At 68.6% G+C, this 25,733-nt stretch carries 30 protein-coding genes and 1 tRNA gene; 6 read left to right on the top strand and 25 right to left on the bottom strand.

Going from position 1 to position 25,733, the window contains the following annotated elements; genetic code table 11:
• Window positions 1-15: 15 nt before the first annotated feature.
• Complete coding sequence (locus NJQ99_RS06580) at window positions 16-1,059, bottom strand: COX15/CtaA family protein (protein WP_269331981.1); 1,044 nt, start codon at window positions 1,057-1,059, stop codon at window positions 16-18.
• A gap of 86 nt (window positions 1,060-1,145) precedes the next feature.
• On the opposite strand from NJQ99_RS06580, the gene NJQ99_RS06585 reads away from it, so the two are divergent.
• Window positions 1,146-1,352 carry a DUF2842 domain-containing protein gene (locus tag NJQ99_RS06585; RefSeq protein WP_269331982.1) on the top strand — a complete coding sequence of 69 codons (207 nt, stop codon included), beginning with the start codon at window positions 1,146-1,148 and terminating at the stop codon, window positions 1,350-1,352.
• A 34-nt stretch (window positions 1,353-1,386) separates the two neighbouring features.
• Here the strand turns inward: NJQ99_RS06585 and NJQ99_RS06590 are convergent.
• The 8 genes from NJQ99_RS06590 to NJQ99_RS06625 all read right to left on the bottom strand — a co-directional run bounded on the left by NJQ99_RS06590 (window position 1,387) and on the right by NJQ99_RS06625 (window position 6,196).
• Window positions 1,387-1,463, bottom strand: a tRNA-Pro gene (locus tag NJQ99_RS06590).
• Between the two features lie 98 nt (window positions 1,464-1,561).
• Complete coding sequence (locus NJQ99_RS06595) at window positions 1,562-2,113, bottom strand: MerR family transcriptional regulator (RefSeq protein ID WP_269331983.1); 552 nt, start codon at window positions 2,111-2,113, stop codon at window positions 1,562-1,564.
• A gap of 86 nt (window positions 2,114-2,199) precedes the next feature.
• Complete coding sequence (locus tag NJQ99_RS06600) at window positions 2,200-2,505, bottom strand: integration host factor subunit alpha (protein WP_269331984.1); 306 nt, start codon at window positions 2,503-2,505, stop codon at window positions 2,200-2,202.
• A gap of 90 nt (window positions 2,506-2,595) precedes the next feature.
• Complete coding sequence (locus tag NJQ99_RS06605) at window positions 2,596-3,573, bottom strand: beta-ketoacyl-ACP synthase III (RefSeq protein WP_269331985.1); 978 nt, start codon at window positions 3,571-3,573, stop codon at window positions 2,596-2,598.
• Window positions 3,570-4,631 carry a phosphate acyltransferase PlsX gene (gene plsX / locus NJQ99_RS06610; RefSeq protein ID WP_269331986.1) on the bottom strand — a complete coding sequence of 354 codons (1,062 nt, stop codon included), beginning with the start codon at window positions 4,629-4,631 and terminating at the stop codon, window positions 3,570-3,572. Before plsX ends, NJQ99_RS06605 begins: the two co-directional genes overlap by 4 nt.
• A 64-nt stretch (window positions 4,632-4,695) precedes the next feature.
• Entirely contained in the window at window positions 4,696-4,881 is a 186-nt protein-coding gene (gene rpmF / locus NJQ99_RS06615) for a 50S ribosomal protein L32 (RefSeq protein WP_269331987.1), read from the bottom strand.
• A 177-nt stretch (window positions 4,882-5,058) separates the two neighbouring features.
• The gene (locus tag NJQ99_RS06620; protein WP_269331988.1) at window positions 5,059-5,610 is read right to left on the bottom strand and encodes a DUF177 domain-containing protein; all 552 of its coding nucleotides are present in this window, start codon (window positions 5,608-5,610) and stop codon (window positions 5,059-5,061) included.
• Window positions 5,611-5,644: 34 nt separating this feature from the next.
• Complete coding sequence (locus tag NJQ99_RS06625; RefSeq protein WP_269331989.1) at window positions 5,645-6,196, bottom strand: ubiquinol-cytochrome C chaperone family protein; 552 nt, start codon at window positions 6,194-6,196, stop codon at window positions 5,645-5,647.
• Window positions 6,197-6,350: 154 nt separating this feature from the next.
• Here NJQ99_RS06625 and NJQ99_RS06630 point away from each other — a divergent pair, with 154 nt between their 5' ends.
• Window positions 6,351-6,839 (top strand): outer membrane protein assembly factor BamE, encoded by a 489-nt coding sequence (locus NJQ99_RS06630; RefSeq protein WP_269331990.1) that lies wholly within the window; start codon window positions 6,351-6,353, stop codon window positions 6,837-6,839.
• A 155-nt stretch (window positions 6,840-6,994) separates the two neighbouring features.
• Here the strand turns inward: NJQ99_RS06630 and NJQ99_RS06635 are convergent, their stop codons facing one another.
• From NJQ99_RS06635 to mmsB, 13 genes are all read right to left on the bottom strand, one after another.
• A complete protein-coding gene (locus NJQ99_RS06635) occupies window positions 6,995-9,085 on the bottom strand; it encodes a sodium-translocating pyrophosphatase (RefSeq protein WP_269331991.1) in 2,091 nt (696 codons plus the stop codon).
• 183 nt (window positions 9,086-9,268) lie between these two features.
• Window positions 9,269-10,486: an MFS transporter gene (locus tag NJQ99_RS06640; protein ID WP_269331992.1), complete on the bottom strand. Its 1,218-nt coding sequence runs from the start codon at window positions 10,484-10,486 to the stop codon at window positions 9,269-9,271.
• Window positions 10,487-10,519: 33 nt separating this feature from the next.
• Window positions 10,520-11,536 carry a thiamine-phosphate kinase gene (gene thiL, locus NJQ99_RS06645; RefSeq protein WP_269331993.1) on the bottom strand — a complete coding sequence of 339 codons (1,017 nt, stop codon included), beginning with the start codon at window positions 11,534-11,536 and terminating at the stop codon, window positions 10,520-10,522.
• Window positions 11,537-11,554: 18 nt separating this feature from the next.
• On the bottom strand, window positions 11,555-12,070 hold the full coding sequence (gene nusB, locus NJQ99_RS06650; RefSeq protein WP_269331994.1) for a transcription antitermination factor NusB: 516 nt from the start codon (window positions 12,068-12,070) through the stop codon (window positions 11,555-11,557).
• Window positions 12,067-12,504: a 6,7-dimethyl-8-ribityllumazine synthase gene (ribH, locus tag NJQ99_RS06655; protein WP_269331995.1), complete on the bottom strand. Its 438-nt coding sequence runs from the start codon at window positions 12,502-12,504 to the stop codon at window positions 12,067-12,069. Before ribH ends, nusB begins: the two co-directional genes overlap by 4 nt.
• Before the next feature lie 3 nt (window positions 12,505-12,507).
• Complete coding sequence (gene ribB, locus NJQ99_RS06660; protein WP_269331996.1) at window positions 12,508-13,665, bottom strand: 3,4-dihydroxy-2-butanone-4-phosphate synthase; 1,158 nt, start codon at window positions 13,663-13,665, stop codon at window positions 12,508-12,510.
• Entirely contained in the window at window positions 13,662-14,264 is a 603-nt protein-coding gene (locus NJQ99_RS06665; protein ID WP_269331997.1) for a riboflavin synthase, read from the bottom strand. The genes ribB and NJQ99_RS06665 overlap by 4 nt, the downstream gene beginning before the upstream one ends.
• Window positions 14,265-14,309: 45 nt before the next feature.
• Window positions 14,310-15,413, bottom strand: coding sequence for a bifunctional diaminohydroxyphosphoribosylaminopyrimidine deaminase/5-amino-6-(5-phosphoribosylamino)uracil reductase RibD (ribD, locus tag NJQ99_RS06670; RefSeq protein ID WP_269331998.1), 1,104 nt, complete (start codon window positions 15,411-15,413; stop codon window positions 14,310-14,312).
• A gap of 17 nt (window positions 15,414-15,430) precedes the next feature.
• The gene (gene nrdR / locus NJQ99_RS06675) at window positions 15,431-15,892 is read right to left on the bottom strand and encodes a transcriptional regulator NrdR (RefSeq protein WP_269331999.1); all 462 of its coding nucleotides are present in this window, start codon (window positions 15,890-15,892) and stop codon (window positions 15,431-15,433) included.
• Between the two features lie 47 nt (window positions 15,893-15,939).
• On the bottom strand, window positions 15,940-17,271 hold the full coding sequence (gene glyA / locus NJQ99_RS06680) for a serine hydroxymethyltransferase (RefSeq protein ID WP_269332000.1): 1,332 nt from the start codon (window positions 17,269-17,271) through the stop codon (window positions 15,940-15,942).
• A 112-nt stretch (window positions 17,272-17,383) separates the two neighbouring features.
• Complete coding sequence (gene hemA, locus NJQ99_RS06685; protein ID WP_269332001.1) at window positions 17,384-18,595, bottom strand: 5-aminolevulinate synthase; 1,212 nt, start codon at window positions 18,593-18,595, stop codon at window positions 17,384-17,386.
• Window positions 18,596-18,871: 276 nt separating this feature from the next.
• The gene (locus NJQ99_RS06690) at window positions 18,872-19,369 is read right to left on the bottom strand and encodes a MarR family winged helix-turn-helix transcriptional regulator (protein WP_269332096.1); all 498 of its coding nucleotides are present in this window, start codon (window positions 19,367-19,369) and stop codon (window positions 18,872-18,874) included.
• A 151-nt stretch (window positions 19,370-19,520) separates the two neighbouring features.
• The gene (gene mmsB, locus NJQ99_RS06695; protein WP_269332002.1) at window positions 19,521-20,420 is read right to left on the bottom strand and encodes a 3-hydroxyisobutyrate dehydrogenase; all 900 of its coding nucleotides are present in this window, start codon (window positions 20,418-20,420) and stop codon (window positions 19,521-19,523) included.
• A gap of 74 nt (window positions 20,421-20,494) precedes the next feature.
• On the opposite strand from mmsB, the gene NJQ99_RS06700 reads away from it, so the two are divergent.
• Window positions 20,495-20,644, top strand: a complete 150-nt coding sequence (locus NJQ99_RS06700; protein ID WP_269332003.1) for a hypothetical protein — start codon at window positions 20,495-20,497, stop codon at window positions 20,642-20,644.
• 3 nt (window positions 20,645-20,647) lie between these two features.
• On the opposite strand, the gene NJQ99_RS06705 is transcribed toward NJQ99_RS06700, so the two are convergent.
• A complete protein-coding gene (locus NJQ99_RS06705; protein WP_269332004.1) occupies window positions 20,648-21,706 on the bottom strand; it encodes an enoyl-CoA hydratase/isomerase family protein in 1,059 nt (352 codons plus the stop codon).
• Window positions 21,707-21,876: 170 nt separating this feature from the next.
• Between NJQ99_RS06705 and NJQ99_RS06710 the strand changes: the two genes are divergently transcribed.
• Window positions 21,877-22,107, top strand: coding sequence for a hypothetical protein (locus NJQ99_RS06710; protein ID WP_269332005.1), 231 nt, complete (start codon window positions 21,877-21,879; stop codon window positions 22,105-22,107).
• Here NJQ99_RS06710 and NJQ99_RS06715 read toward each other — a convergent pair.
• Window positions 22,104-23,252: an isobutyryl-CoA dehydrogenase gene (locus tag NJQ99_RS06715; RefSeq protein WP_269332006.1), complete on the bottom strand. Its 1,149-nt coding sequence runs from the start codon at window positions 23,250-23,252 to the stop codon at window positions 22,104-22,106. The genes NJQ99_RS06710 and NJQ99_RS06715 overlap by 4 nt on opposite strands.
• Before the next feature lie 155 nt (window positions 23,253-23,407).
• Here NJQ99_RS06715 and hemB point away from each other — a divergent pair, with 155 nt between their 5' ends.
• Together hemB and NJQ99_RS06725 are read left to right on the top strand one after the other, a co-directional pair.
• Window positions 23,408-24,412, top strand: a complete 1,005-nt coding sequence (gene hemB / locus NJQ99_RS06720; protein WP_269332007.1) for a porphobilinogen synthase — start codon at window positions 23,408-23,410, stop codon at window positions 24,410-24,412.
• 215 nt (window positions 24,413-24,627) lie between these two features.
• Window positions 24,628-24,789: a DUF1328 domain-containing protein gene (locus NJQ99_RS06725; RefSeq protein WP_269332008.1), complete on the top strand. Its 162-nt coding sequence runs from the start codon at window positions 24,628-24,630 to the stop codon at window positions 24,787-24,789.
• A 22-nt stretch (window positions 24,790-24,811) separates the two neighbouring features.
• On the opposite strand, the gene NJQ99_RS06730 is transcribed toward NJQ99_RS06725, so the two are convergent.
• Window positions 24,812-25,705 carry an NAD(P)-dependent oxidoreductase gene (locus tag NJQ99_RS06730; RefSeq protein ID WP_269332009.1) on the bottom strand — a complete coding sequence of 298 codons (894 nt, stop codon included), beginning with the start codon at window positions 25,703-25,705 and terminating at the stop codon, window positions 24,812-24,814.
• Between the last annotated feature and the right edge of the window lie 28 nt (window positions 25,706-25,733).

Below are 25,733 nucleotides of genomic sequence, written 5' to 3' on the forward strand. Positions count from 1 at the left end.
CCCCCTTTTTCGCGTTCAGAGATAGCGCGTGGTGTGAAGCGTCGCCACCGAGGCGGTAAACAGGATCAGCGCGCCAAGCTGGTGCGCCACCGCAAGCCAGATGTGCTGCATGGGCGCGACGGTAACGAGCGTCACGATCCCGAGCGCAACCTGCCCAAGCACCAGCGCAGCAATGATCAGGCCCGTCGTGGCGAGCCCCGGCTCCTTTGTCCGCCAGAGCCGCAGCGCCACGAGCAGCCCCGCCGCCACGATCACATAGGCCAGCATGCGGTGATAGAACTGCACGGTCAGGTGATCGTCGAGGCCCGCGAGCCCCGGCACCACCGATTGCGGGACCCATGCCCCATCGATCAGCGGCCAGGTGTTGTAGATGAGGCCCGCGTCGAGACCAGCGACCAGCGCGCCCGACAGGATTTGCGCGAACACGAGTACCGCGAACAGCACCGCCAGCGGAAAACCGCGCCGGCGCGCATAGGGCCGCGGTCCGCGCGCCAGCCGCAGGATGGTCCACAGGATCATCCCGTAGATCAGGATGGCGAGACCCAGGTGCGAGGCGAGCTTGTAATGGCTCACCGTCGTGCGCGCCCCCTCCAGCCCCGAGGCCACCATGATCCAGCCGACGAAGGCCTGAAGCCCACCCAGCGCCAGCAGGAACACAAGCCACGCGGCCAGTCCCCCGCGTACGCGGCCCGTCAGCATGAAGAAGAACAGCGGCACGGCGAATGTGAGGCCGATCAGGCGGCCAAGCTGACGGTGGCCCCACTCCCACCAGTAGATGCCCTTGAATTCCTCCAGCCCCATGCCGCGGTTCAGGTGCTCGTACTGCGGGCTCGCGCGGTATTTCTCGAACTCCGAGAGCCAGTCGCCTTCCGAGAGAGGCGGAATGGCACCCGTCACGGGCCGCCAATCGGTGATGGAGAGGCCGGAATCGGTCAACCGCGTCATGCCGCCGACGACGACCATGACCACGATCAGAAGCGCGACGACGCTCAGCCAGACAACGACAGGCCGCGCGGCGGCGTGCGCTCGCGTCTCCCCCGCGATCACCACACGGCTCATCTGCCCCTCTCCTCCCCATTGGTCGCAACGCTCAATGCGGCTATATGCGAGAGTTAACCGTCACGTCGAGTCTGTCGGATCGCCGCATGTCCCCACGCTGGAAAAAACTGATCGGCCTTGTCGTGCTGGTCTTCGGCCTGACCTTGTATGTGCTGCTCGCGATGCGGCTCGGCGTCGCACTGCCCGACGACACGCCGTTCTTGCTGGAGCTTGCATATTACGTGATCGCGGGCATCGCTTGGGCGTTCCCATGCATCCCGCTGATCCGCTGGATGAACAGGCCCGCACGCTGAGCGGCGGGATCGGCGTCGATCTTTCGGGAAATGATGGTCGGAGCGGCGGGATTCGAACCCACGACCCCTTGTCCCCCAGACAAGTGCGCTACCAGGCTGCGCTACGCTCCGACCGGCTGGCGCGAACCGGGGACTGCGTCCCGACCGGTCCGGCGGCGCGGACTATACCCATCGCCCCACGCCGGGGCAACGCATGAGTTTGCCGTTTCTCAGCTTTCTGAAGTGAGCCGGCGCAGCAGGGCACGGGCGCTGTCGAGCTCGTCCAGCACCTCCGCCAGGCGGCGGCGGGCATCGGGCGACAGGTGGCGCCCGCGATCAGCCGCACCGGCGTTCCCCCCCGTCTGGGACGGGGGCGCAGGCAGGGCCGGGTCGGAGCTGGACGCAAGGCCGGCTGCCGCCTCAGCCAGTGCCGGGCCGCCGTTCTCCGCCATCGCGGATGCCGCAGCCCCGGCGACGGTCTCGGCCCCGTCGACCATCCCCCGGCCGATGTCGCTCACATGGCGAACACCCTGTTCCTTCAGAATTTTCTGGACGCCGCGGATGGTCAGCCCCTCGCTGTAGAGGAGCGTGCGGATGCCGCGCAGAAGCTCGATATCCTCCGGCCGGTAATAGCGGCGCCCGCCCGACCTCTTCAGCGGGCGGACCTGGCCGAAGCGCGTCTCCCAGAACCGCAGAACGTGCTGCGGAACCTCCAGCTCGGCCGCGACCTCGCTGATCGTCCGGAAGGCTTCCGGTGACTTCTCTGTCCGTCCGTTCGCCATCACGCCGCACTCCGTGCCTTCCACGCGCGCGGGACGTTGTACCGCACGCGATCCTGTTCAGCCGGGCAAGTGCGCGCCATGCAGGATCACGACCCGACGAGCTGCTCGACGATGCGGTCCTTCAGCACGTGCGACGGGCGGAAGCTGAGCACACGCCGCGGCGTGATGGGCACTTCCTCCCCCGTCTTTGGATTCCGGCCGATGCGGCCGCTCTTCGACCTGACCGAGAATGTACCGAAGGACGAAATCTTCACCGTCTCGCCCGCGGACAATGCGGACGAAATCTCCTCAAGAACCGCCTCGACGAAAGTGGCCGATTCAGCACGCGACAACCCAACCTGCTGATAAACGGACTCCGTCAAGTCGGCACGCGTCACCGTCTTTCCCGACATCGCGCACCCCTTCCCCTTTGCGTGAAGGCTAACCGCAGCAGAGAAAAGCGTCAATGTCCAAGGGGATGCGCAAAAAGTTTGAGAAGGCGCCTACCAACGCACCAGAGCCGAGCCCCAGGTGAGGCCGCCGCCCATCGCCTCCATCAGCACGAGGTCGCCGCGCTTCACCCGGCCGTCGCGCACCGCCTCGTCCAGCGCAAGCGGGATCGAGGCCGCCGAGGTATTGCCATGACGGTCGATGGTCATCACGATCCGCTCGCCCGGAATCCCCAGGCGCCGGCCCGTGCTCTCGATGATCCGGCGGTTTGCCTGGTGCGGCACGATCCAGTCCAGGTCGGAGGGGGTGAGCCCGATGGCGGCCACGGCCTCCGTGATGCTGTCGGCGAGGTTGACCACGGCGTGGCGGAACACCTCCTTGCCCAGCATCCGCAAATGGCCTGCGGTCTGGGTCGAGGACGGACCGCCGTCGACGAAGAGCAGGTCGTGATAGCGCCCGTCGGAATGGAGGTGGGTCGTCAGAACGCCCTGCGGCGCGTCGCCCCCGTTGTCCTCCACGGCCTCCAGCACCAACGCGCCTGCGCCGTCGCCGAACAGCACGCACGTCGTCCGGTCGGTCCAGTCGAGAATGCGGCTGAAGGTTTCCGCCCCTATCACGAGAACCCGCTTCGCCTGCCCTGCCTTGATGAAATTGTCCGCCGTCGCCATCGCATAGACGAAGCCGGAGCACACCGCCTGCACGTCGAAGGCCGCACCCCGCGTCATGCCGAGGCGGGCCTGCACGCGCGTCGCCGTCGCCGGGAAGGTCTCGTCCGGCGTCGCGGTCGCAAGCACGATGAGGTCGAGATCGGTACCGCCGATTCCGGCAGCCTCCAGCGCTTGCAGCGCGGCGTTGTAGGCGAGGTCGGAGGTCAGTTCGCCAGGCGCGGCGCGCCGGCGTTCGCGGATGCCCGTCCGCTCGAAGATCCACTCGTCAGAGGTGTCGACGATCTTCGCGAGGTCATGATTGGTCAGGATCTCGGCCGGAAGATAGGAGCCCGTTCCCCGGACCACGCTGCGCCACGCCGTCACGCCGTTCCCTCCCGCCCGCCTGCGGGCACCTCGACGTCCCCGAAGGTCAGGCGCTGCACGTCGCGGGCAATGCGCGAGACGATCTGGCCTTCTGCCATGTCCACGGCAAGGTCCACCGCACTCGCGAAGCCAAGCGCATCCGTTCCCCCGTGGCTTTTCACCACGAGCCCGTTCAAGCCGAGAAATACGCCCCCGTTGGATCGCCGGGGATCGACCTTGGCACGGAACATATCGAGCGCTCCCTTGGCAAAGACATAGCCGATTCGGGCCATGAGGGAGCGCTGAAACGCCTCGCGCAGGTATCCGCCGATCTGGCGGGCGGTGCCTTCGGCGGTCTTGAGCGCGATGTTGCCGGTGAAACCGTCGGTCACCACGACGTCGACGGTGCCGCGCCCGATGTCGTTACCCTCAACGAAGCCGCGGAAGTCGAGCGAGAGGCCGTGCGCCTCCCGCAGAGCCTGGGCAGCGGCCTTGACGTGCTCGTTGCCCTTCAGTTCCTCGGCCCCGATGTTCAAGAGGCCGACGGTGGGTCTGGAGAGGTTGAGAACCGCCCGCGCGAACTCCGCCCCCATGATGGCGAAGTCGACGAGTTGCTTGTCGGTGGCCTCGGTATTCGCGCCCACGTCCAGCACGATCGACTCCGACCGGGTCGTGGGCCAGATCGCCGCGATGGCCGGACGCTCGACACCCGCGATGGTGCGCAGCTGGAACTTTGCCATGGCCATGAGCGCGCCGGTGTTGCCAGCGGAGACGACCGCCTGCGCCAGCCCCTGGCGGACGGCGTCGATAGCGAGCCACATGCTGGTCTGGCGCCCGCGGCGCAGCGCCTGGCTCGGCTTGTCGTCCATGGCGACGGCGTCGGCCGTGTGCCGGATCTCGACTGCATCGCGCAGACGCGGAGAGGCGTCGAGTGCCGCGCGCAGCTTCGCTTCGTCGCCAAAGACGAGAAAACGGGCTTCCGGATGACGCAGATGCGCGGCTTCGAGGCCGGGAATGACGACGGAGGGCCCTTCGTCGCCCCCCATGCCGTCAATCGAGATGACGAGCTTGCCGCTCACGGCTGCCCTGCCTCACCCAAGCCCCGGCGCGTTCGCCGGGCAGAACGCCCGGTCACCGACACGGTCAGACGGTCTGCGCCGGCTCGACGACCTCGCGGCCCTTGTAGTAGCCGCAGGACGGACAGACGTGGTGCGGACGCTTCAGCTCGCCGCAGTTCGGGCACTCGTTGTGGGCGCCTGCCGAGATCGCATCGTGCGCGCGGCGCTGGTCCCGCTTCGCGCGGGAGACTTTTCGCTTCGGAACGGCCATGTCCCAGGTCTCTCTTTGTCTGCGCCGGCATTGACGTGGCGTCCTGCCCCGACCCGCCCCCGCGTGGGGCGCAGGCGGGCGCACATCCGGCCCGGCTGGAAAAACAGACGCGCACCATACTCAAAACGCCGTGCGCATCAACCTCATTCTTTGCAACCGCAGGTGCGACAGCGGCCCTCACGCGCCGCCTGCCGGGTCCGCCCCCCGTTTCAGGGCGGCGAGGCGCGCAAACGGATGCTCCTCCCCGCCGTCTGCGTCGCGGGCGGCCTCGGGCAATTCCGCGCCCCGCGCGCGCGGCGCGGAATCGAGGGAGAGCGCGAATTCCTCAAGCGCCAGCGCACCCGCATCGACCGTGTCGCCCTCCAGCGCTTCGACATCCTCGGCGTCGAGGTCGATGAGCGTATCGCCGTCCTCGCTCTCCTCTTCGGGAAGGAGGTCGGGTTCGAGCAGCGTCACCGCGATCGCCGTCTGCATGTCCTGGACAACGGGGGACAGCGTGATCACGCAGGCCTGCACCGGCCGCGCGGCAAGCGTCCCGCTCGCCCGGACGCCGCGGCCGCCGCGGATCTCGGTCAGCGTGACGCTGGCCGCGAACGCCTCGAGCCCCAGAAGCCCGAAGTCGCGCACGATGGAGGCCCGCTCGGCCTCCGTCGGGACGATCTCCACGGTCACGGGACCGCGCGCCAGGTCGGCCCGCCGGACGGGCCGCGAAAGATGAAAGATGCTCATGGCCTCACTTGGTGCGCCCGGGGAGGCTGCTTCGTCAAGCGCCGTGCACGTCCGGCACCGCGGTCACGACAGGAAGGTTGCCCGCACGCAACGCCTCGGTGTCGGCCGCGGCGAGGTCGGCGTCGAGGGCCAGGACATAGCCGGCCATGGCCGCGATCTCGGCAGGCCCGGCGGCGCTCTTGCGGAACAGGTTGCGGGCGAGCGCATCCTCCAGCGCGGCCCGGTCGCCCACCTTCAGCGCAAGACCGTAGGCCCGCGCGCGGCCGAGGAACGCCTCGCCCATCTTGCGCACCTTCTTGCCGACCGAGAGATCGCCTACCCCCATTTCGCGCAGGGAACGGTCCATGTCGTCGAACATGACGCGCATCAGGGCGTCCGCCTCTGCCACGAGCGCGGTGCCCGCCCGCTCCATCCGCCGCAGCACGACGGCGACGTGCAGCGTCACCATGTCGAATCGCCCGTCGACCGTGTCCGGTACGCCGAGATCCGTGTAGAAGCCCGGCCGGCGTGCCAACTCGACGCACGCATCGTAGAGGCGCAATGCAGCCGCACGGCGGCGCGAACGGGCAAACAGGCGGAACAGCATCGGAAGGCACACTCCGTCGGATCAGCGGGTGCTTGAAGTTAGGCACGCGGCACGGTACGTCAATGAAGGAACGGAAGGCCGCGCGGAGGCCCGGCAGGCACGGGTCCGTGACCGCCCGCCCGCCGTCCATGTCCGGAGGCCGGTGATGCAGAAGATGTCCAGGAATCGTTTCGGGAGGACAGCCGCGCTGGCGGCTGCGCTGACCCTTGCAGGGACGCTCGGTGCCTGCGCGCCGATCGTCGACCGCCACGGCTATGTGCAGGAAGGATTCGACGTCGAAAGCGTCCGCATCGGCGTCGACAACCGGCAATCCGTGCAACAGAAGCTTGGCTCGCCCTCGACGAGGGGCACGTTCCAGTCGGACGTCTGGTACTATATCTCGCAGGAGCATCAGCAGCGCATGTTCTTCACGCCGAAGGTGACAGCGCGCCAGGTCGTGGCCGTCCGCTTCGCCCGCAACGGCCTCGTCAGCGAGATCGAGACGCTGGAACTCGAGGACGGGCAGGAGATCGCGCTGGTCGAGCGGGAGACGCCGACCCGGGGGCGCGAGACGACCCTGCTGCAGGAATTCTTCGGCAACATCGGCCGGTTCAACGATGCCCTGCGCACAGGCGCGATGGGCGACATGATCGACCGCCGCTGAGGCGCATCCACGGGCGCTCCCCGGCCTCGCCGGGCGCCACGCACGACAGAAGAGACGAGAACGCCGCGCCGGGGATGCCCAGGCGCGGCGTTTTGTTTGCTCGTATCGGCGCGGAAGGGCGGGCGCCCGTCAAACGGGACCCGCCCCCGCCCGCGTCAGTGCGACAGCGCAGCCAGAAGCAGCAGCGCCACCACGTTGGTGATCTTGATCATCGGGTTGACGGCCGGACCCGCAGTGTCCTTGTAGGGGTCGCCCACGGTGTCGCCAGTGACCGCGGCCTTGTGCGCCTCGGACCCCTTGCCGCCGTGATGGCCGTCCTCGATGTACTTCTTGGCGTTGTCCCAGGCACCGCCGCCCGAGCACATGGAGAGCGCGACGAACAGGCCCGTCACGATCACGCCGAGCAGCATGGCGCCAAGTGCGGAGAAGGCCGCACCGCGTCCGCCCACCGCGTCGATCACGAAGAACACCACGATCGGGGAGAGCAGCGGCAGCAGCGAGGGCACCACCATCTCCTTGATCGCGGCCTTCGTCAGCATGTCGACGCAGCGCGCATAGTCGGGCTTGTCGGTGCCCTGCATGATGCCCGGCTTCTCGCGGAACTGCCGGCGCACCTCCTCGACCACGGCACCGCCCGCACGGCCGACGGCCATCATGCCCATGGCGCCGAAGAGATAGGGCAGCAGGCCGCCGATCAGCAGGCCGGCCACGACATAGGGGCTGGAGAGCGAGAAGTTCACGTCCACGTCGGCGAAGTAGAACTTCAGGTCCTCCGTATAGGCCGCGAAGAGCACCAGCGCACCGAGGCCCGCCGAACCGATCGCATAGCCCTTCGTCACGGCCTTCGTGGTGTTGCCGACCGCGTCGAGCGCGTCCGTCGTCTCGCGCACCTTGCTGTCGAGCTCCGCCATCTCGGCGATGCCGCCGGCGTTGTCCGTGACGGGACCGAAACTGTCCAGCGCGACGACCACGCCCGCCAGTGCCAGCATCGCTGTCACCGCGATACCGATCCCGTAGACACCGGCCAGCGCATAGGTGACGAGGATGCCGACCACGATCACGATGGCCGGAAGCGCGGTCGACTCCATCGACACGGCAAGGCCCTGGATCACGTTCGTGCCGTGACCGGTCTCGGACGACTTGGCGATGGAGCGTACCGGACGATAGTCGGTGCCCGTGTAGTACTCCGTGATGACGATGATGAGGCCCGTGACGATCAGGCCCGCCATGGCGCAGGCGAAGAGCGACCAGCCGGTGAAGCTCGTCGCGCCATGGGTGAAGGCCTCATCGAAACCGACCGTCGCCCAGATCGCGATCAGGATCGCCGGAACCGACAGCACCGCCGTGGCGATGAAGCCCTTGTAGAGCGCGCCCATGATCGACTGGCTGGCGCCCAGCTTGACGAAATAGGTGCCGATGATCGAGGTGATCACGCACACGCCGCCGATCAGCAGCGGCAGCAGCATGAGGTCTCCGAGGCCCGGCGACAGGTTGAAGATGATCGATGCGAGCACCATCGTCGCGCCGACGGTCACGACATAGGTCTCGAACAGGTCGGCCGCCATGCCGGCGCAGTCGCCGACGTTGTCGCCGACGTTGTCCGCGATGACGGCGGGGTTGCGGGGGTCGTCCTCGGGGATGCCGGCCTCGACCTTACCGACGAGGTCGGCGCCGACGTCCGCGCCCTTGGTGAAGATGCCGCCGCCGAGACGGGCGAAGATCGAGATCAGCGAGGCGCCGAACGCCAGGCCGATCAGCGCGTTCGCGACCGAGCGCGAGCCCGGCTCGTTGCCGGCCGCAAGAAGGATCGCGAAATAGACGGCGATGGAGAGCAGCGCGAGACCAGCCACCAGCATGCCCGTGACCGCGCCCGACTTGAACGCGATGTCGAGGCCGCGGGCAAGGCCGCCCGTCGCCGCGCCTTGCGTCGTGCGCACATTGGCCCGCACCGACACGTTCATGCCGATGAAGCCTGCAGCCCCCGACATCACGGCGCCGATCGCGAAGCCGACCGTCGTTTCCCAGCCGAGCACGAAGAAGCCCAGCACGAAGATGATGACGCCGACGACCGCGATCGTCGTGTACTGGCGCTTCAGATACGCGCTCGCCCCTTCCTGGATGGCGCCCGCAATGGCGCGCATCCGCTCGCTTCCGGCATCCGCCGAAAGCACCGCACGGCTCGTCACGACGCCATAGGCGACCGCGGCGAGACCGCACAGGATCACGACGATCAGTCCCGTTCCCATCGGATATCCCCACTCTTCTCGGCAAAGGCACGGACCGCCCCGGTTCCGCCGGCCTTTCCCCCCTTGATGTCTTCCATTGCGAGTCGCGGCGCGGCCGGGGGTCCGCGCGATTGGCCCTTGTATAAAGGGCCTGCCGAAAACTCAAGAAAACTCGGGGCGGCGGAAGCCGCCCCTGCCCCGATCTCAGGCCGGCCGGCGCGCGCCGGTCAGCACGTACCAGCCGAGCGCGGCCAGCGCCACCGCCACGAAGGGGAAGAGCACGACCGCAATCGTCTCCCACCCGCTCGCGAAGAACAGGTTGCCGGAGAGGAAGGAGGCGAGCGTCACGGTGCCGAACACGAGGAAGTCGTTGGCGGCCTGGGTCTTGGCCCGCTCCTCCGGCCGATAGCACTCGGTCAGCAGGGTCGTTGCGCCGATGAAGCCGAAGTTCCAGCCGAGCCCGAGCAGGAAGAGACCGACCCAGAAATGCTCCAGCTCAAGTCCGCTCAGCACCACGACGCCGCACGCCGCCAGCAGCAGAAGCCCCGCTGCGATCACGCGCGGCGCCCCGAAACGGGCGATGATGTGCCCCGTCACGAAGCTGGTCGCGAACATGGCGAAGGCATGCCACTGCACCACGAACGCCGCGTCGTTGACCGAGAGGCCACACGCCACCATCGCCAGCGGTGTCGCCGTCATCACGAGGTTCATCAGGCCATAGGAAATCATTGCGCACACGGCGGGCACGATAAAGCTGCGCTGGCTCATGATCTCCAGGATCGGGCGCCCGGACTTCGCGCGCACCGCCGCCGGCAGGGGCGGAATGTTGACGAGCGCCACCACCGCGATCGACAGCAGCGAGACGCCTGCAAGCGCCACATAGGCACCCATGAACTGCACCGGCAGGAACAGATCCTTGGTGACTTTCACCATCTCCGGGCCGAGCAGGGCGGCGATGGCGCCGCCGCCCATGACCCAGGCGATGGCCTTGGGCTTGAACGCCGCGCTGGCTGTGTCGGCGGCGGCGAAGCGATAGTAGCCTGCGGTCGCCTGGTAAACGCCGAGCAGAAGGGCGGCGAAGGTAAACTGCCAGAAGGAACCGCGCGCGATGGCATCCGCGGCGACGACGGCGAAGATCACGGCGGAGAACGCCCCTACCAGGAAGCCCGCACGCCGCCCGTACCGGCGCATCAGCATGGCCATCGGGATGACGGTCAGGGCGTTGGCCAGCATCATCAGGGAGATGGGCAGGGTTGCGAGCCGCTCTCCCCCCGGCGGCGCAAGCATCGCCCCCGCCAGGCCGCCGAGCGTGATCTGCGTGGTGACGACGATCCCGTAGAGCGCCTGGGACATCGACAGGAAGACGGCGTTGCGGCGCGCCTTCGCGTCGTCGACTTCGTCGAACGCGGCAGATGCCGTCATAATGGACACGCTACAACACGACATGTCCCGATTTTAGACATGCGTGTAACCTTCGCGCAAGAACTTCATCGCACGGCCGCTCTCATCCAGCACCTCGACCGCGGGCGCACCCGCTCCGGCAATCTCGCCGATGGCCGTCACGCCCACTCCGCATCGCGCAGCGTCTGCCTCTAATACATTGAAATTACTTTTAGATGCAGAAAACGCGATCTGGTAATCATCCCCCCCGGTCAGTACCTCGGTCAATTCCGCGGCACCGCAGGACAGGGCTGCACGGACGGCGTCCGATAATGGGACACAATCCATGCGCACCACGATGCGCACGCCCGATGCCTTCGCCATGTGACCGAGGTCGGCGACAAGCCCATCGGAGACATCCAGCGCGGCATGGGCACGGCCCACGAGCGCAGGCCCGAAAGCAACCGGCGGCTGGGGGAGGAGATAGGCGGTGCGCAGAGCCCCCGCATGGCCCCCGGCGAGTCCGCCGAGCGTGCCTTGCCGCACCCGCAGGCCCAGGGCGGCATCCCCGATGGTTCCTGTCACCGCGACGACATCGCCCGGCCTCGCTCCGCCCCGCCGGACCATGCCCCCCGCGGGCACGAGGCCGATGGCCGTCAGGCTGAGCGTCAGCGGCCCCGGCGTCGCCGTCGTGTCGCCCCCCAGCAGGCCGATGCCATAGCGTGACTGGTCCGCCGCCAGCCCTGACGCAAAGCGGGCGACCGTCGCCTCGGGCGTGCCGTGCGGCCAGGAGGTTGCGAGCAGGTAGCCGTAGGGACGCGCGCCCTTGGCGGCGAGATCCGACAGGTTCACGCGCAGAAGCTTCGCGGCCACGTCCGCGGGATCGTCGTCGGGGAGGAAATGAACGCCCGCGACCATCGCGTCCTTGGTCAGCACCAGGTCGCAGCCCGGCGGCGGAGCGATGGCAGCGGCGTCGTCGAGCAGGCCGAATGTGCCTGGCATATCCTTCGCCAGCGGCGCGAAATGCCGCGCGATCAGGTCAAACTCGCCAGCGGTGTGCGGGGGCTTGCCCGGCGCCTCGTCTGCGCTCATGCAGCCCTCCCCCAGGTCTCAGCCGGCCTCGCCTGGCGTGCCGACGAGCCCCTTCTTGCGCGCGATCGCGTCGAGCACGCCATTGACGAAGCCCGGCTCGTCGCCGTCGTAGAAGGCGTGGGCCACGTCGAGATATTCGCTGATCACGACGCGCACGGGCACCTCGCGCATGGCAACCAACTCGAACGCGGCAGCGCGGAACAGCGCGCGCAGGGTCGCGTCGATGCGGGTCAGCGGCCAGCCCTCCGCCAGTACGCCGTTGACGAGGCGGTCGATCTCCGTCTGCCGTTCGACCACGCCATGCACCACCGTGCCGAAGTGTACGGGGTCTGCCTCCTCCAGCGTGCCGTCGTCGCCCTCCGCACCGAAGCGGTAGGTCTCGAACTCGCTCACGACCCGGTCGACGGGCGTGCCCGCGAGGTCCATCTGGTAGAGCGCCTGCACGGCGGCGAGACGCGCCGCGCTGCGGGCGCGCGCACCCTTGCCGCGCCGGTCGCGCGTGCTGCCTTCCTTCTTGCCGGCCTCGGCGCTCATACGGACGCGTACTCCTGTTTCAGACGCCACAGGGCGAGCGCGGCCTCCGCCGCCTCGCCACCCTTGTTCTTCTGCTTCGGATCGGCGCGCACCCACGCCTGGTCGCCGTTCTCGACGGTCAGGATGCCGTTGCCGATGGCAAGACCATAGTCGATGCCGAGCGTCATCAGGCCGCGTGCGCTCTCGCCCGCCACGATCTCGAAATGATAGGTTTCGCCCCGGATCACGCAGCCGAGCGCGACGAAGAGATCGTAGGAGCCCGTGTCCGCGGCCAGCGCGATCGCGGCGGGGATCTCCAGCGCGCCCGGCACCGCCTTGCGCGCAACCGTGCATCCCGCAGCCTCAAGCGCGGCGATGGCGCCTTCGGCCAGGCCGTCGGAGATGTGCTCGTAGAACCGCGCCTCGACGATCAGGGCGCGCGGGGTCTCGCTCATGGGTCAGGATCCTGCGGGAATGGTGCGCCGCCCGTGCACCGTCAGGCCGTAGCCGTCGAGCGCCACCAGGCTCTGCGCCGGGGAGTTGGTCAGAAGCTCCATCTCGCGGATGCCGAGGTCGAGCAGGATCTGCGCGCCCACGCCATATTCGCGCAACATGCGCGGCTGGTCGGAGACGCCCGTCTCCTTGCGGCCGAGATAGGCGGTCACCGCATCGGGGCGCGTGTCGCGCAGGATGACGCAGACGCCCCGCCCCTCGCGCCCGATCTCCGCCAGCGCATCGTGCAGCATGCGCCCGCGCGTCTCGCCCCCGAGGCCGAGCAGGTCGTCGCACACCGTGCTCGCGTGCATCCGCACGAGCACCGGCCCGCCGACGCTGATGTCGCCCTTCACCAGCGCCACATGCTCGGCATATTCGACCGTGTTCGCATAGACGATCATCCGCGCCGATCCGAGGCCCGGCACGGTCACGTCGGATTCGCGCACGCGCTTCATCAGGTGATCGTGGCGGCGGCGATAGGCGATCAGGTCGGCGATGGTGCCGATCCGGATGCCGTGCACGCGCGAGAAGGCGACGAGGTCCGGCAGGCGGGCCATCGTGCCGTCGTCGTTCATGATCTCGCAGATCACGCCCGCCGGGTTGAGGCCCGCGAGCCGCGCGAGGTCGACCGCCGCTTCCGTGTGGCCCGCACGCACCAGCACCCCGCCGTCGCGCGCGACCAGCGGGAAGACGTGGCCCGGCGTCACGATGTCCTGCGGCCCCTTCGTCTGGTCGATGGCGACTGCGATGGTGCGCGCCCGGTCGTGGGCGGAAATGCCGGTGGATACGCCCTCGCGCGCCTCGATCGAAACTGTGAAGGCGGTCTGGTGGCGCGTGCCGTTGCGCGGGCTCATCAGGTTGAGGTCGAGCGCGTCCGCCCGCTCCCGCGTCAGCGACAGGCAGATCAGACCGCGCCCGAAGCGCGCCATGAAGTTGATCGCGTCGGGCGTCGCCATCTGGGCGGGGATGACGAGGTCGCCCTCGTTCTCCCGGTCCTCGGCGTCCACGAGAACCACCATGCGCCCGTTGCGCATGTCCTCGATGATGTCCTCGATGGGCGAGAGCGCGGCGTGCATCTCCTCCGCGCTCATCTCCGGGGCGGTCGCGTCGGTATCGCTCATCCGGTCAGCTCCGTCAGGCGGGCGACATAGCGGGCGAGCACGTCGGCCTCCAGGTTCACGCGCGCGCCTTCCGACAGCGTGCCGAACGTGGTGCGCGCCTGCGTGTGCGGGATGATGTTGACGCCGAACACGTCGTCCTCGACCTCATTCACGGTCAGCGACACGCCGTCGAGCGCGACCGAGCCCTTCGGCGCAATGAATTTCTTCAGCCCCGCCGGCACGCGGAAGCGATAGCGGATCGAATCCCCCTCGCGCGCGATCGAGACGACCTCCGCCGTGCCGTCGACATGGCCGGAGACGATGTGGCCGCCGATCTCGTCGCCGACCTTCAGGCTGCGCTCCAGGTTGACGCGCGATCCCGGCGCCCAGGTGCCGAGCGAGGTCTTCGACAGGGTCTCGGCCGAGACATCCACGTCGAACCAGGTCCGGCCGTTCTCCCGCCCCTTGGCGACCACCGTCAGGCAAGCGCCGTTGCAGGCGATGGAGGCGCCGATCTCGATGCCGCCCGCCTCATAGCCGCAGGCGATGCGCACGCGCGTGTCGCCCCGCTGCTCGAGCGAGACGACCTCCCCCACGTCGGTGATCAGCCCAGTGAACATCGCATCCCTTCGTGCCCGCGGACCTCAGCGGTCCGTCCGCGTGTCTTAACGCGTTCGCACATAGGTTGCCAGCACGTCCTCGCCCAGACGTTCAAGGCCGGTCTGCGCCAGGCGCACGGCATCCGCGACCCGGTCGAGCCCCAGCCCCTCGAGCGCCGGAACCGCGTCGCCGCCGAGCAGCGCGGGCGCGGTGAACCACGCAACCTCGTCGACGAGACCGGCTGCCAGAAGCGCGGCGGCGAGGCGGCTGCCGCCCTCCACCAGCACGCGGGTCAGGCCGCGCCGCCCCAGCGCCTGCAGCGCCTCGCCCAGGTCGATCATCCCGTCGGGACCGTCGGAGAGACGGATCAGGTCGACGCCCGCCTGCTCGAACGCCGCGGCGCGCAGGTGATCGGCATCGGAACGGGTGAACAGCAGCGTCGGCACCCTCGCCGCGGTCTGCACCAGCCTGGCCGTCAGCGGCAGGCGCAGGCGCCCGTCCACGATCACGCGGACGGGCGAGCGGTCCTCGAGCCCCGGAATCCGGCAGGTCAGTTCGGGATCGTCGAGAATGGCAGTCTGGCTGCCGACCATGATCGCGTCATGCTCGGCCCTGAGCAGGTGCGCGCGCGCCCGCGCTGCCTCCCCCGTGATCCAGCGGCTGTCGCCCGTGCGTGCCGCGATCCGCCCGTCGAGCGAGGTCGCGAGTTTCAGCGTGACCATCGGGCGCCCCTCGATCACGCGGGTGAAGAAGCCGCGGTTGAGCGCCTCGGCCTCGTCGTGCAGCACACCCTCGCGCACCGCGACGCCCGCCTCGCGCAGCATGGCGATGCCCTGCCCGTTCACGCGGGGGTCCGGGTCGCGCGCGGCGACGAGGCAGGCCGACACCCCCGCCTCGATCAGCGCGGCAGCACACGCAGGCGTCTTGCCGACATGGGCACAGGGTTCGAGCGTGACATAGGCCGTGGCGCCGGGTGCGGCCGCCCCCGCCTGCTCAAGCGCGCGCGTCTCCGCATGGGGGCGCCCGCCCGCAGCGGTCCAGCCGCGCCCCACGATGTGCCCGTGGTTGACGAGGACGCATCCGACGGCGGGATTGGGCGCGGTCTGCCCCAGCGCGCGCCGGGCGAGCCCCAGCGCGTGGGCCATGTGACGGCGGTCGGCGTCGGCCATGGCAGGCCCCTCCCCGCTCAGTCGTCCTGCTCGCCGCTCAAGCCCCCGATGAAGGCCTCGAAATCCTTGGCCTCGCGGAAGTTCTTGTAAACGCTCGCATACCGGACATAGGCGACGGCATCGAGGCTCGCCAGCCCCTCCATCACGATCTCGCCGATGAGCTGGCTGTCGATGTCGGTCTCGCCCATGCTTTCGAGGCGGCGGACGATGCCGTTGACCAGCCGCTCCACCCGTTCCGGCTCGACCGGGCGCTTGCGCATGGCGATCTGGATCGAGCGCATCAGCTTGTCGCGGTCGAAGGGCGCGCGCCGTCCGTGCCGCTTCACGACCATCAGCTCGCGCAGCTGCACCCGCTCGAACGTCGTGAAGCGCGCGCCGCAGGCCGGGCAGAAACGCCGCCGGCGGATGGCGGAGTTATCCTCCGTCGGCCGCGAATCCTTCACCTGCGTATCGTCATTGCCGCAGAACGGACAGCGCATGTGACCCCCGAATCACCCCCCACATCTAGGGCAGTGACGTTAGCGCCTCACCGATAGATGGGGAACCGGTCACAGAGCGCCTGGACCTCCGCCCGGACCTTTTTCTCGACCTCCGGCGCCTCTCCTCCCGCCTTGGCGGCCGCGGTCAGCACCTCGTCGATCCAGTCGGCCACCTGGCGGAACTCCGCGACGCCGAAGCCGCGCGTCGTGCCCGCCGGCGTGCCGAGACGGATGCCCGAGGTGACCATCGGCTTTTCCGGGTCGAAGGGGATCGCGTTCTTGTTGCAGGTGATGCCGGCGCGGTCGAGCGCCTCTTCCGCCACATTGCCGGTCAGGCCCTTGGGACGCAGGTCGACCAGCATCAGGTGGCAGTCGGTGCCGCCCGTGGTGATGGCGAAGCCGTGCTCCACGAGGCGGGCGGCCATGGCGCGCGCGTTCTCGACCACGGCGCGGGTGTAGGCGCCGAATTCCGGCGTCAGCGCCTCGCCGAAAGCGACCGCCTTGGCGGCGATGACGTGCATCAGCGGACCGCCCTGCAAGCCGGGGAATACCGCGGAGTTGAACTTCTTGCCCAGCGCCTCGTCGTTCGACAGGATCATGCCGCCGCGCGGGCCCCGCAGCGTCTTGTGCGTGGTCGTCGTGCAGACGTGGGCATGGGGGATCGGGCTCGGATAGGCGCCGGTCGCCGCCAACCCTGCGAAGTGCGCCATGTCGACCATGAAGTACGCGCCCACCTCGTCCGCGATGGCGCGGAAGCGGGCGAAGTCGATCTCGCGCGGATAGGCCGAGCCGCCGGTGATGATGAGCTTCGGCTTGTGCTCGCGCGCCAGCCGCTCCACCGCGTCGTAGTCGAGCCGGTTCTCGTCCGGCGTCACGCCGTAGCTTACCGCGTTGAACCATTTGCCGGACTGGTTGACCTTCGCGCCGTGCGTCAGGTGCCCGCCCGCGGCGAGATCGAGGCCGAGGAAGGTGTCGCCCGGCTGCAGCAGCGCGAGGAACACCGCCTGGTTCGCCTGCGCGCCCGAATGGGGCTGGACGTTGGCGTAGGCGCAGCCGAACAGTTCCTTCGCGCGCGCGATGGCCAGTTCCTCCGCCACGTCGACATATTCGCAGCCGCCGTAGTAGCGCCGGCCGGGGTAGCCCTCGGCGTACTTGTTGGTCAGGACCGAGCCCTGCGCCTCCAGCACCGCGCGGCTGACGATGTTCTCCGACGCGATCAGCTCGATCTGGTTCTTCTGACGGCCCAACTCGTCGCCGATGGCGGCGGCCAGCGCGGGATCGCGCTCGGCAAGCGGGGTGGTGAAGAAGCCCGACGGGGTGACCCCCTCGTTGGCGGGACGGGAAGCGGCGGCGCTGGAAGAGGAAGCGGGCGCGGTCATCGGCACTGGCCTTTCTCACGGAGGAAAAGGAAAACCGTTCGGCGCCTGCGGGATTACCGCAAGCGCCCCTCGCTTTCAACGCTGCTGACGGGAAAGACTGCCTCGCGCGGCGTCACGCCGCGTCGGCGACGCCGATCCGGGTCCAGACGTCGCCCAGCGCCTCCACCAGACGGTCCATCAGACCGTCGTCGTGCAAGGGCGAGGGTGTGAAGCGCAGACGCTCCGTCCCGCGCGGCACGGTGGGGTAGTTGATCGGCTGCACATAGATGCCGTGGTCGGTCAGAAGCGCATCGGACAGCGCCTTGCAACGCACCGGATCGCCGACCATCACGGGGACGATGTGGCTCTCGCTCATCATCACGGGCAGGCCCGCTTCGGCCAGCTTGTGTTTCAGCGTCGCGGCCCGTTCCTGATGCCGCTCCCGCTCCGCCTGGCTGACCTTCAGGTGCCGCACGCTCGCCAGCGCGCCCGCGGTGATCACGGGCGGAAGCGAGGTCGTGAAGATGAAGCCCGGCGCGAAGCTGCGCACCACGTCGATGAAGGCCGCGCTGCCCGCGACATAGCCGCCGACGAGACCGTAGGCCTTGGCGAGCGTGCCCTCGATGATGTCGACCTTGTCCTGCACGCCGTCACGCTCGGAAATGCCGCCGCCGCGCGCGCCGTACATGCCGACCGCGTGCACCTCGTCCAGATAGGTCAGCGCGCCGTACTTCCGCGCCAGGTCGCAGATCGCGCCGATGGGGGCGATATCACCGTCCATGGAATAGACGCTCTCGAACGCCACGACCTTCGGCCGGCCGGCGGGGGCGGCGCGCAGCAACTCTTCGAGGTGCGCGAGGTCGTTGTGGCGGAAGACGTGCTTCTCGCAACCCGCGTGGCGGATCCCCTCGATCATCGAGGCGTGGTTCAGCGCGTCGGAGAAGATGATGCAGCCCGGCAGGATCTTGCCCAGCGTGGAGAGCGCGGCCTCGTTCGCAACGAACCCGGAGGTGCAGAGCAGCGCCGCCTCCTTGCCGTGCAGGTCGGCCAGTTCGCCCTCGAGTTCCACGTGGAATCGCGTCGTGCCGGAGATGTTGCGCGTGCCGCCCGAGCCCGCGCCCGCGCCCGACAGCGCGCCCTCCATCGCCGCGATCACGTCCGCGTGCTGGCCCATGCCGAGATAGTCGTTGGAGCACCAGACCACGATCTCGCGCTCGCCCTCCGGCGTCTTGAGGGTCGCGTGCGGGAAGCGGCCGCGGGCGCGCAGGATGTCGGCGAAGACGCGGTAACGCCCTTCCCGCTTCAGCCCCTCGATCCGGTCCGCGAAGATGCGATCGTAATCCATGGCCCTGTCCGCCCGATCCTGGAAACCCGTACCCGAAGTCTCGAAGGTCCGCATGCGCCCGTTTCTCCCACGTCACATCCGCATGCGCAGACGGCCTTTCTATCAGGTCCGGCCGCCTGCACGGATCACTATCGCAAAAACGCGCCCATGACATGCGTTTGCTTGTCGCAACCGCCATGACCTGAATCAAGCCGCGCGACGGCGCACATGCGAAAAGGGCCGGCGCCCCTGCGGCACCGGCCCGATCTCGATTGGGTCTGCGCCCTCGGCGAGGCGTCAGTAGCGGTAGCGGATCTGGTCCGACCAGAAGCGTTCCATGTCGCGGAACATGTCGTTGAGGCGGCTCATCTGACCCGCGTCCGCGATCTGCTTGGTGAGCATGTCGCCCACGTGCCGCTCGTAGAGCGCATCCACGATGCGGGACACCTCCTTGCCGCGCTCGGTCAGGCTGACGCGGACCGACCGGCGGTCGATCTCCGAGCGCTGGTGGTGGATATAGCCGGATTCCACCAGCTTCTTCAGGTTGTAGGAAACGTTCGAGCCCTGGTAGTAGCCGCGCGTCTTCAGTTCGCCCGCGGTCAGTTCGCTTTCGCCGATGTTGAACAGGAGAAGGGCCTGCACGCTGTTGATGTCGCCGCGGCCGAGCCTGTCCAGCTCGTCCTTGATGACGTCGAGCAGCAGTCGGTGGAGCCGCTCCACATAGGCGAGCGCGTCCAGATACTGCTGCTTCAACGCCGTCTTGTCATCCTTGTTCATGTCACCGTCGAGCGCCATGTGCTCCGCAACCGCTGCCATGTTTGGCGTCCTCTTGCTTGACCCCCGCGCGACAGGTACCGACACGTCGCGTTCACTGAATAAGATGACGCAAGTGTGCAGCTTTAGGTCTAACAAGCGGTAAATTTTCGACGGATTCCGGACACTCCGGTCAGGTGCGCGGCGGCTCTCCCCTCAGAAAGCGGATGATGCCCGAGAAGTCGATGTCGCCACCCCCCATCGCGTCGAATATGCCGTAGATCTGGGCGGCTTCGGCGCCGAGCGGGGTCGATGCGCCCGAGGATTGCGCCGCCTCCTGCGCAAGCCGCAGGTCCTTCAGCATCATGGCCGCCGAGAAGCCAGGCTGGTAGTCGCGGTTGGCGGGGCTTGCCGGCACGGGGCCCGGTACCGGGCAATAGGTGTCGAGCGACCAGCACCGCCCGGACGCCTTGGACGAGATGTCGAACAGCTTCTGGTGGTCGAGGCCCAGCTTCTCCGCCAGGACGAACGCCTCCGACACGCCGATCATGGAGATGCCGAGGATCATGTTGTTGCAGATCTTGGCCGCCTGCCCCGTGCCGGGCCCGCCCGCGTGGACGACCGTCTTGCCCATCGCCTCCAGATAGGGCCGCGCGGCGGCGACCGCTGCATCCGGACCGCCCACCATGAAGGTCAGCGTGCCCGCCTCCGCCCCGCCGGTGCCGCCCGACATGGGCGCGTCGACGAAGTGGATGCCGCGCGCTTCCGCCTCGGCGTGGACCGCGCGGGCGCTGTCGACGTCGATGGTCGAGGCGTCGATCACCACGGTGCCGGGCGCGAGTTTCGCCAGCACGCCGCCCTCGCCCAAATAGACCTTCCGCACCACCGGCCCGTTCGGCAGGCAGGAGCAGACGACGTCCACGCCGTCGATGGCGGCGGCGGTGTCGGCGGCCACCTCGATCCCGCGCGCGACCGCCCGCTCGCGGTTTTCCGCGACGAGGTCGGCGCCGCGGACCGTGTGCCCGGCCTTGACCAAATTGCCGGCCATCGGGCCGCCCATGTTGCCGAGGCCGATGAATGCGATATTGGACATGCGTTCCTCCCTAAGGCTTTGTTTCGACTTTGGCGGGAGCATAGGCCATCGCGTAGCGTCCAAGGAACTCCACGATGGATGGTGCCCTCACCTTTCTTCTGTTCGGCGGCGGGATTGCCGTCGTGCTTCTCGTCATCCTGCGCGCCACCGGCACCGAAATCGGTTTCGGCGTCGGCTGGGACAACGACGGCGACTGCGGCGGCGACGGCGGCGGCGGCGACTGACCCTCAGCCGAAGCTGAGGTCGCGCCCCTCTCCCAGCGGCGCGAAGAACGCCTCGATCGCCGCGTCCTCGACCTCCGCCACGGTCGGCGGGTTCCACTTCGGCGCGTGGTCCTTGTCCACGACGACCGAGCGGATGCCTTCGGAGAAGTCGTGGCTGTCGAGACAGCGCACCGACATGCGCAGCTCCATCGTCAGCGCCGTCTCCAGCGACTGCGCCCGCGCGCGCCTCAGCCCCGCGAGCGTCAGCTTCAGCCCCGTAGGCGACTTCTGGCCGAGGGTCTTGAGCGTCTCGGCGGCGAATTCGCTCTCCTCCGTCTCCAGCGCGGCGAGGATGTCCTCCATCCGGTCGAAGGCGAAGCAGCGGTCGATCGCGGGCTTCACGTCGCCCAGCGGCGCAAGGCCCGGGTCGATGGCGTGCGCGTCGAGGATCGCGTCCACCTCCTCGTGCGCGGCCGCGGTGTAGGCCGCGGCGCACAGCTCGCCCGCCAGGGTCTCGATGGCGGCGGCGTCGACCATCGCGTCGGCCCCGCCCGCGTAGATCACGTCCGCGCCCTTCAGCCGCGCGCCCGTGAGCGCGAGATAGGTCCCCACCTCGCCCGGCTGGTGCGAGAGCAGGTGCGTGCCGCCCACGTCGGGAAAGAAGCCGATGCCCGTTTCCGGCATGGCGAACATCGTCCGCTCCGTCATCACCCGGTGCGAGCCGTGGGCCGAGACGCCCACGCCCCCGCCCATCGTGATCCCGTCGATCAGCGCGACATAGGGCTTGGGATAGCGCTTGATCGCGGCGTTGAGGATGTATTCCTCCCGCCAGAAGGTTTCCGCATGGCCGTCCTTGTCGCGCGCGCTTTCCCACAGGCGGCGGATGTCGCCGCCCGCGCAGAACGCCTTCTCGCCCGCCCCGTCGATCAGCACGATGCGAACCTCGGGATCGTCGCGCCAGGCGTCGAGCGCCTTCTGCATCCCGCGCACCATGTCGAGCGTCAGCGAGTTGAGCGCCTTCGGGCGGTTGAGCGTGATCCGTCCGGCCGCCCCCTCGCGCCGCACGATCAGGTCCTCGGTCATGCAATCCCTCCTTCGAAAAGCCGTGACGGGTCATTTTCCTGCCCGCCGTTCATCTTGTGTCAGGCCGCCGGACGCATACTTCCCTCGGGGAGCGCAGTGCCCAGAGAACCGAGGAAAGCGTCCAGATGCCCGGCCACCACCTGAAAGTCAGATGTGATTACTGCGCTTCGGTGGCCTATGTCGACCTCAAGCGGGTCAAGCGCTACGAGATGCGGTGCGAGGGGTGCAGCGCGCCGCTGCGTCCCCACCCCCACCCGGTCCAGCCGGTCACGGCCCCGCAGCCCGCACCCCACGCCGAGCGCCGGGAGCCCGAAGCACCCAGCCGCAAGACCCGCCGCCCGAAGCATTTCCTCAAGCGGCTCGAGGACCTGTTCGACGATCTCGAGGACCTGTTCGACTAGGCGGCGTTCCGGCCCAGCATCGCCCGCGCCACGATCACCCGCATGATCTCGTTGGTGCCTTCAAGGATCTGGTGCACGCGCAGGTCGCGGACGATCTTCTCCACGCCATAGTCCTTCAGATAGCCGTAGCCGCCGTGGATCTGCAGCGCCTCGTTGGCGACGCGGAAGCCGGTGTCGGTGACGAAGCGCTTGGCCATGGCGCAGAACTTGGTCGCGTCCGGCGTCTTGTTGTCGAGCTTCCACGCCGCCTGGTAGAGCAGCGTGCGCGCGGCCTGCAACTCCGTCTCCATGTCGGCGATCTTGAACTGAAGCGCCTGGAACGCCGTCAGCGGCTTTCCGAAGGCGTTGCGGTCGTGCATGTAGGCGACCGCCTTGTCGAGCGCGGACTGCGCCGCGCCCAGCGAGCACGCCGCGATGTTGAGCCGCCCGCCGTCGAGGCCCGCCATGGCGAACTTGAAGCCGTCGCCTTCCTTGCCGATGCGGTTCTTCAACGGCACGCGCGCGCCGTCGAAATTGACCTGCGCGGTCGGCTGCGCGTTCCAGCCCATCTTCTTCTCGTTCGCACCGAACGAGAGCCCCTCCGTCCCGTCCGGCACGATCACGGTGGAGACGCCCGACGGCCCCTCCCCGCCCGTGCGGCACATCACGACATAGACGTCAGACACGCCGCCCCCGGAGATGAAGGCCTTCGCCCCCTTCAGCACGTATTCGTCGCCGTCCCGCTCCGCCTTCGTCCTCAGCGCGGCGGCGTCCGACCCCGACCCCGGCTCGGTCAGGCAATAGCTCGCGATCTTCTCCATGGAGGTGAGTGCGGGCAGCCATTCCTGCCGCTGCTCCTCCTCCCCGAAGCGGTCGATCATCCAGGCGCACATGTTGTGGATCGAGATGAAGGCCGCGATCGACGGGTCGCCATAGGACAGCGCCTCGAAGATCAGCGCCGCGTCGAGGCGCCCCAGCCCCGACCCGCCCACGTCGTCGCGCACATAGATGCCCGCCATGCCGAGCGTCGCCGCCTCCCGCACCACGTCGGCGGGGAAGTGCCCGGTCTGGTCCCACTCCATCGCGTAGGGGGCAAGCTTCTCCTCGGCGAACGACCGGGCCATGTCCTGGATGGCCTGCTGCTCCTCGGAAAGTGCGAAATCCATGGCGTCCTCGTCCCTGCGTTGCGGTTCGCGCCCGCCCGGCGGGGCGCACCCATGCGTCGATTGGGCTTGAACCTATCGCCCGGGCATGCTTCCCGCAATTGGCAGAGCGCCGGCCCATCGTCTAGGCTGGCTCCCGCCGAGGACAGAGGGCAGACATGAAGACGTTCGTTTCGGGCTCCTACCCGACCGTGAGGATGCGGCGCAACCGTGCCGACGACTGGTCGCGCCGCCTGGTGCGCGAGGTGCGGCTGTCGGCCGACGACCTTATCTGGCCGCTGTTCGTTGTGGACGGCAAGGGCGTGTCGGAGCCGATTGCCTCCATGCCGGGCGTTGCGCGCCTCTCCGTCGACCGCGCGGTCGAGGCTGTCGCCGCCGCCCGCGACCTCGGCATCCCGTGCGTCGCGCTCTTCCCCTACACCGACCCCGCGGTGAAGGACGAGCAGGGTACCGAGGCCGTCAACGGCGACAATCTCGTCTGCCAGGCGACCCGCGCGATCAAGCGGGAGGTGCCGGACATCGGCGTGCTGACCGACGTCGCCCTCGACCCCTATACGAGCCACGGCCACGACGGCCTGATGCGCGGGGCGGAGATCGTGAACGACGAGACGGTCGAGGTGCTGGTCACCCAGGCCCTCGTGCAGGCCGCCGCCGGCTGCGACATCATCGCGCCCTCCGACATGATGGACGGGCGCGTGGGCGCGATCCGCGCCGCCCTCGACGAGGGCGGGTTCGCCCATGTCCGGATCATGTCCTATGCGGCGAAGTACGCCTCCGCCTTCTACGGCCCGTTCCGCGACGCCATCGGCACGCGCAAGGCGCTGATCGGCGACAAGCGCACCTACCAGATGGACCCCGGCAACACCGACGAGGCCCTGCGCGAGGTCGCCCTCGACCTGCAGGAGGGCGCCGACATGGTGATGGTGAAGCCCGGCATGCCCTATCTCGACGTCTGCCGCCGCGTGAAGGAGACGTTCGCCGTCCCCACCTACGCCTACCAGGTGTCGGGGGAGTACGCGATGCTCGCCGGCGCCATCGGGAACGGCTGGCTTGAGCGGGAGCGCACGATCCTCGAAAGCCTCACCGCCTTCCGGCGCGCGGGCTGCGACGGGATCCTCACCTATTTTGCGATCGAGGCTGCGCAACTCCTACGCAAGGGCTGAGGCCGCAGCCCCAACCGCACCCCCCATCCGTCTCCCTGGCCCTGTCTCCCGTCATCCCCGGGCTTGTCCCGGGGATCCATGAACACCGCCGCGCGCCGAGAGCGCACGGACCGCGCCTCCAGCGGCGCGCCCCGCTTCAGGAACCCGCCCGCTGCCCCGCGCGTTCTCCTGCCCGGACGGCACCTGCACGCCGTCGGTAACCCACGGAGGCACGCATGTTCGGATGGGCCCTGATGTTCCTGATCCTCGCGCTTGTCGCCATGGCGCTCGGCGCTGGCGGCGTCGCGGGACTCTCGATGCAGATCGCGTGGATCCTGTTCGTCGTCGGGATCGTGCTCGCGGTCGTGTTCGCGCTCTTCGGACGCCGACGCGTCTGATCCGGCGCCCGAAGCAGCGTCCCTACGCCTTGCCGCCCTTCGTCCGCATCGCTTCGAGGCGGGCGAAGAGCGACGAGGTATCCCACCGCCCGCCGCCCATGTTCTGCACGTCGCCGTAGAATTGGTCGACCGCCGCGGTCATCGGCAGCGTGGAGCCATTGCGCCGCGCTTCCGCCAGGCAGATGCCGAGGTCCTTGCGCATCCAGTCGACCGCGAAGCCGAAGTCGAACTTGTCCTGCAGCATCGTCTTGTAGCGGTTTTCCATCTGCCAGGACTGGGCCGCGCCCTTGGAGATCACCTCCACCACCTTCTCGCAGTCGAGCCCCGCGGCCCGCCCGAAGCTCAGCGCCTCCGACAGTCCCTGCACCACACCCGCGATGCAGATCTGGTTGACCATCTTGCACAGCTGGCCCGAGCCCGGCCCGCCCAGCAGCACGCAGGAGCGTGCGAAGCTGTCGATGGCCGGTTTCGCCCGGTCGAACGCAGCCTCGTCGCCGCCGCACATGACCGTCAGCACGCCGTTCTCGGCCCCCGCCTGCCCGCCGGAGACGGGCGCATCGATGAAATGCAGGCCCTTCTCCCGCGCCGCGGCGTGGCATTCGCGCGCCACGTCCGCGCTCGCCGTCGTGTGATCGACGAAGATCGCATCACCCTTCATTGCCTGGAACGCGCCGTCGGGACCTGTCGTGACCGCGCGCACGTCGTCGTCGGCGCCCACGCAGGCGAAGACGATATCCGCGCCCTCCGCGGCCTCGGCCGGGGTGCGGAAGGCCTTGCCGCCATATTCCGCCACCCACTTATCCCCGCGCGCATGGGTTCGGTTATAAACACGGACGTCGTACCCGCCCTTCCGGACGAGATGCCCCGCCATCGGATACCCCATGACGCCCAGACCGATGAAAGCTGCCGTTGCCATGCCGTCCCCTTCCGTGCCGCGTGCGCGT

It is taken from the genome of Futiania mangrovi (assembly GCF_024158125.1).
Taxonomy (GTDB): domain Bacteria; phylum Pseudomonadota; class Alphaproteobacteria; order Futianiales; family Futianiaceae; genus Futiania; species Futiania mangrovi.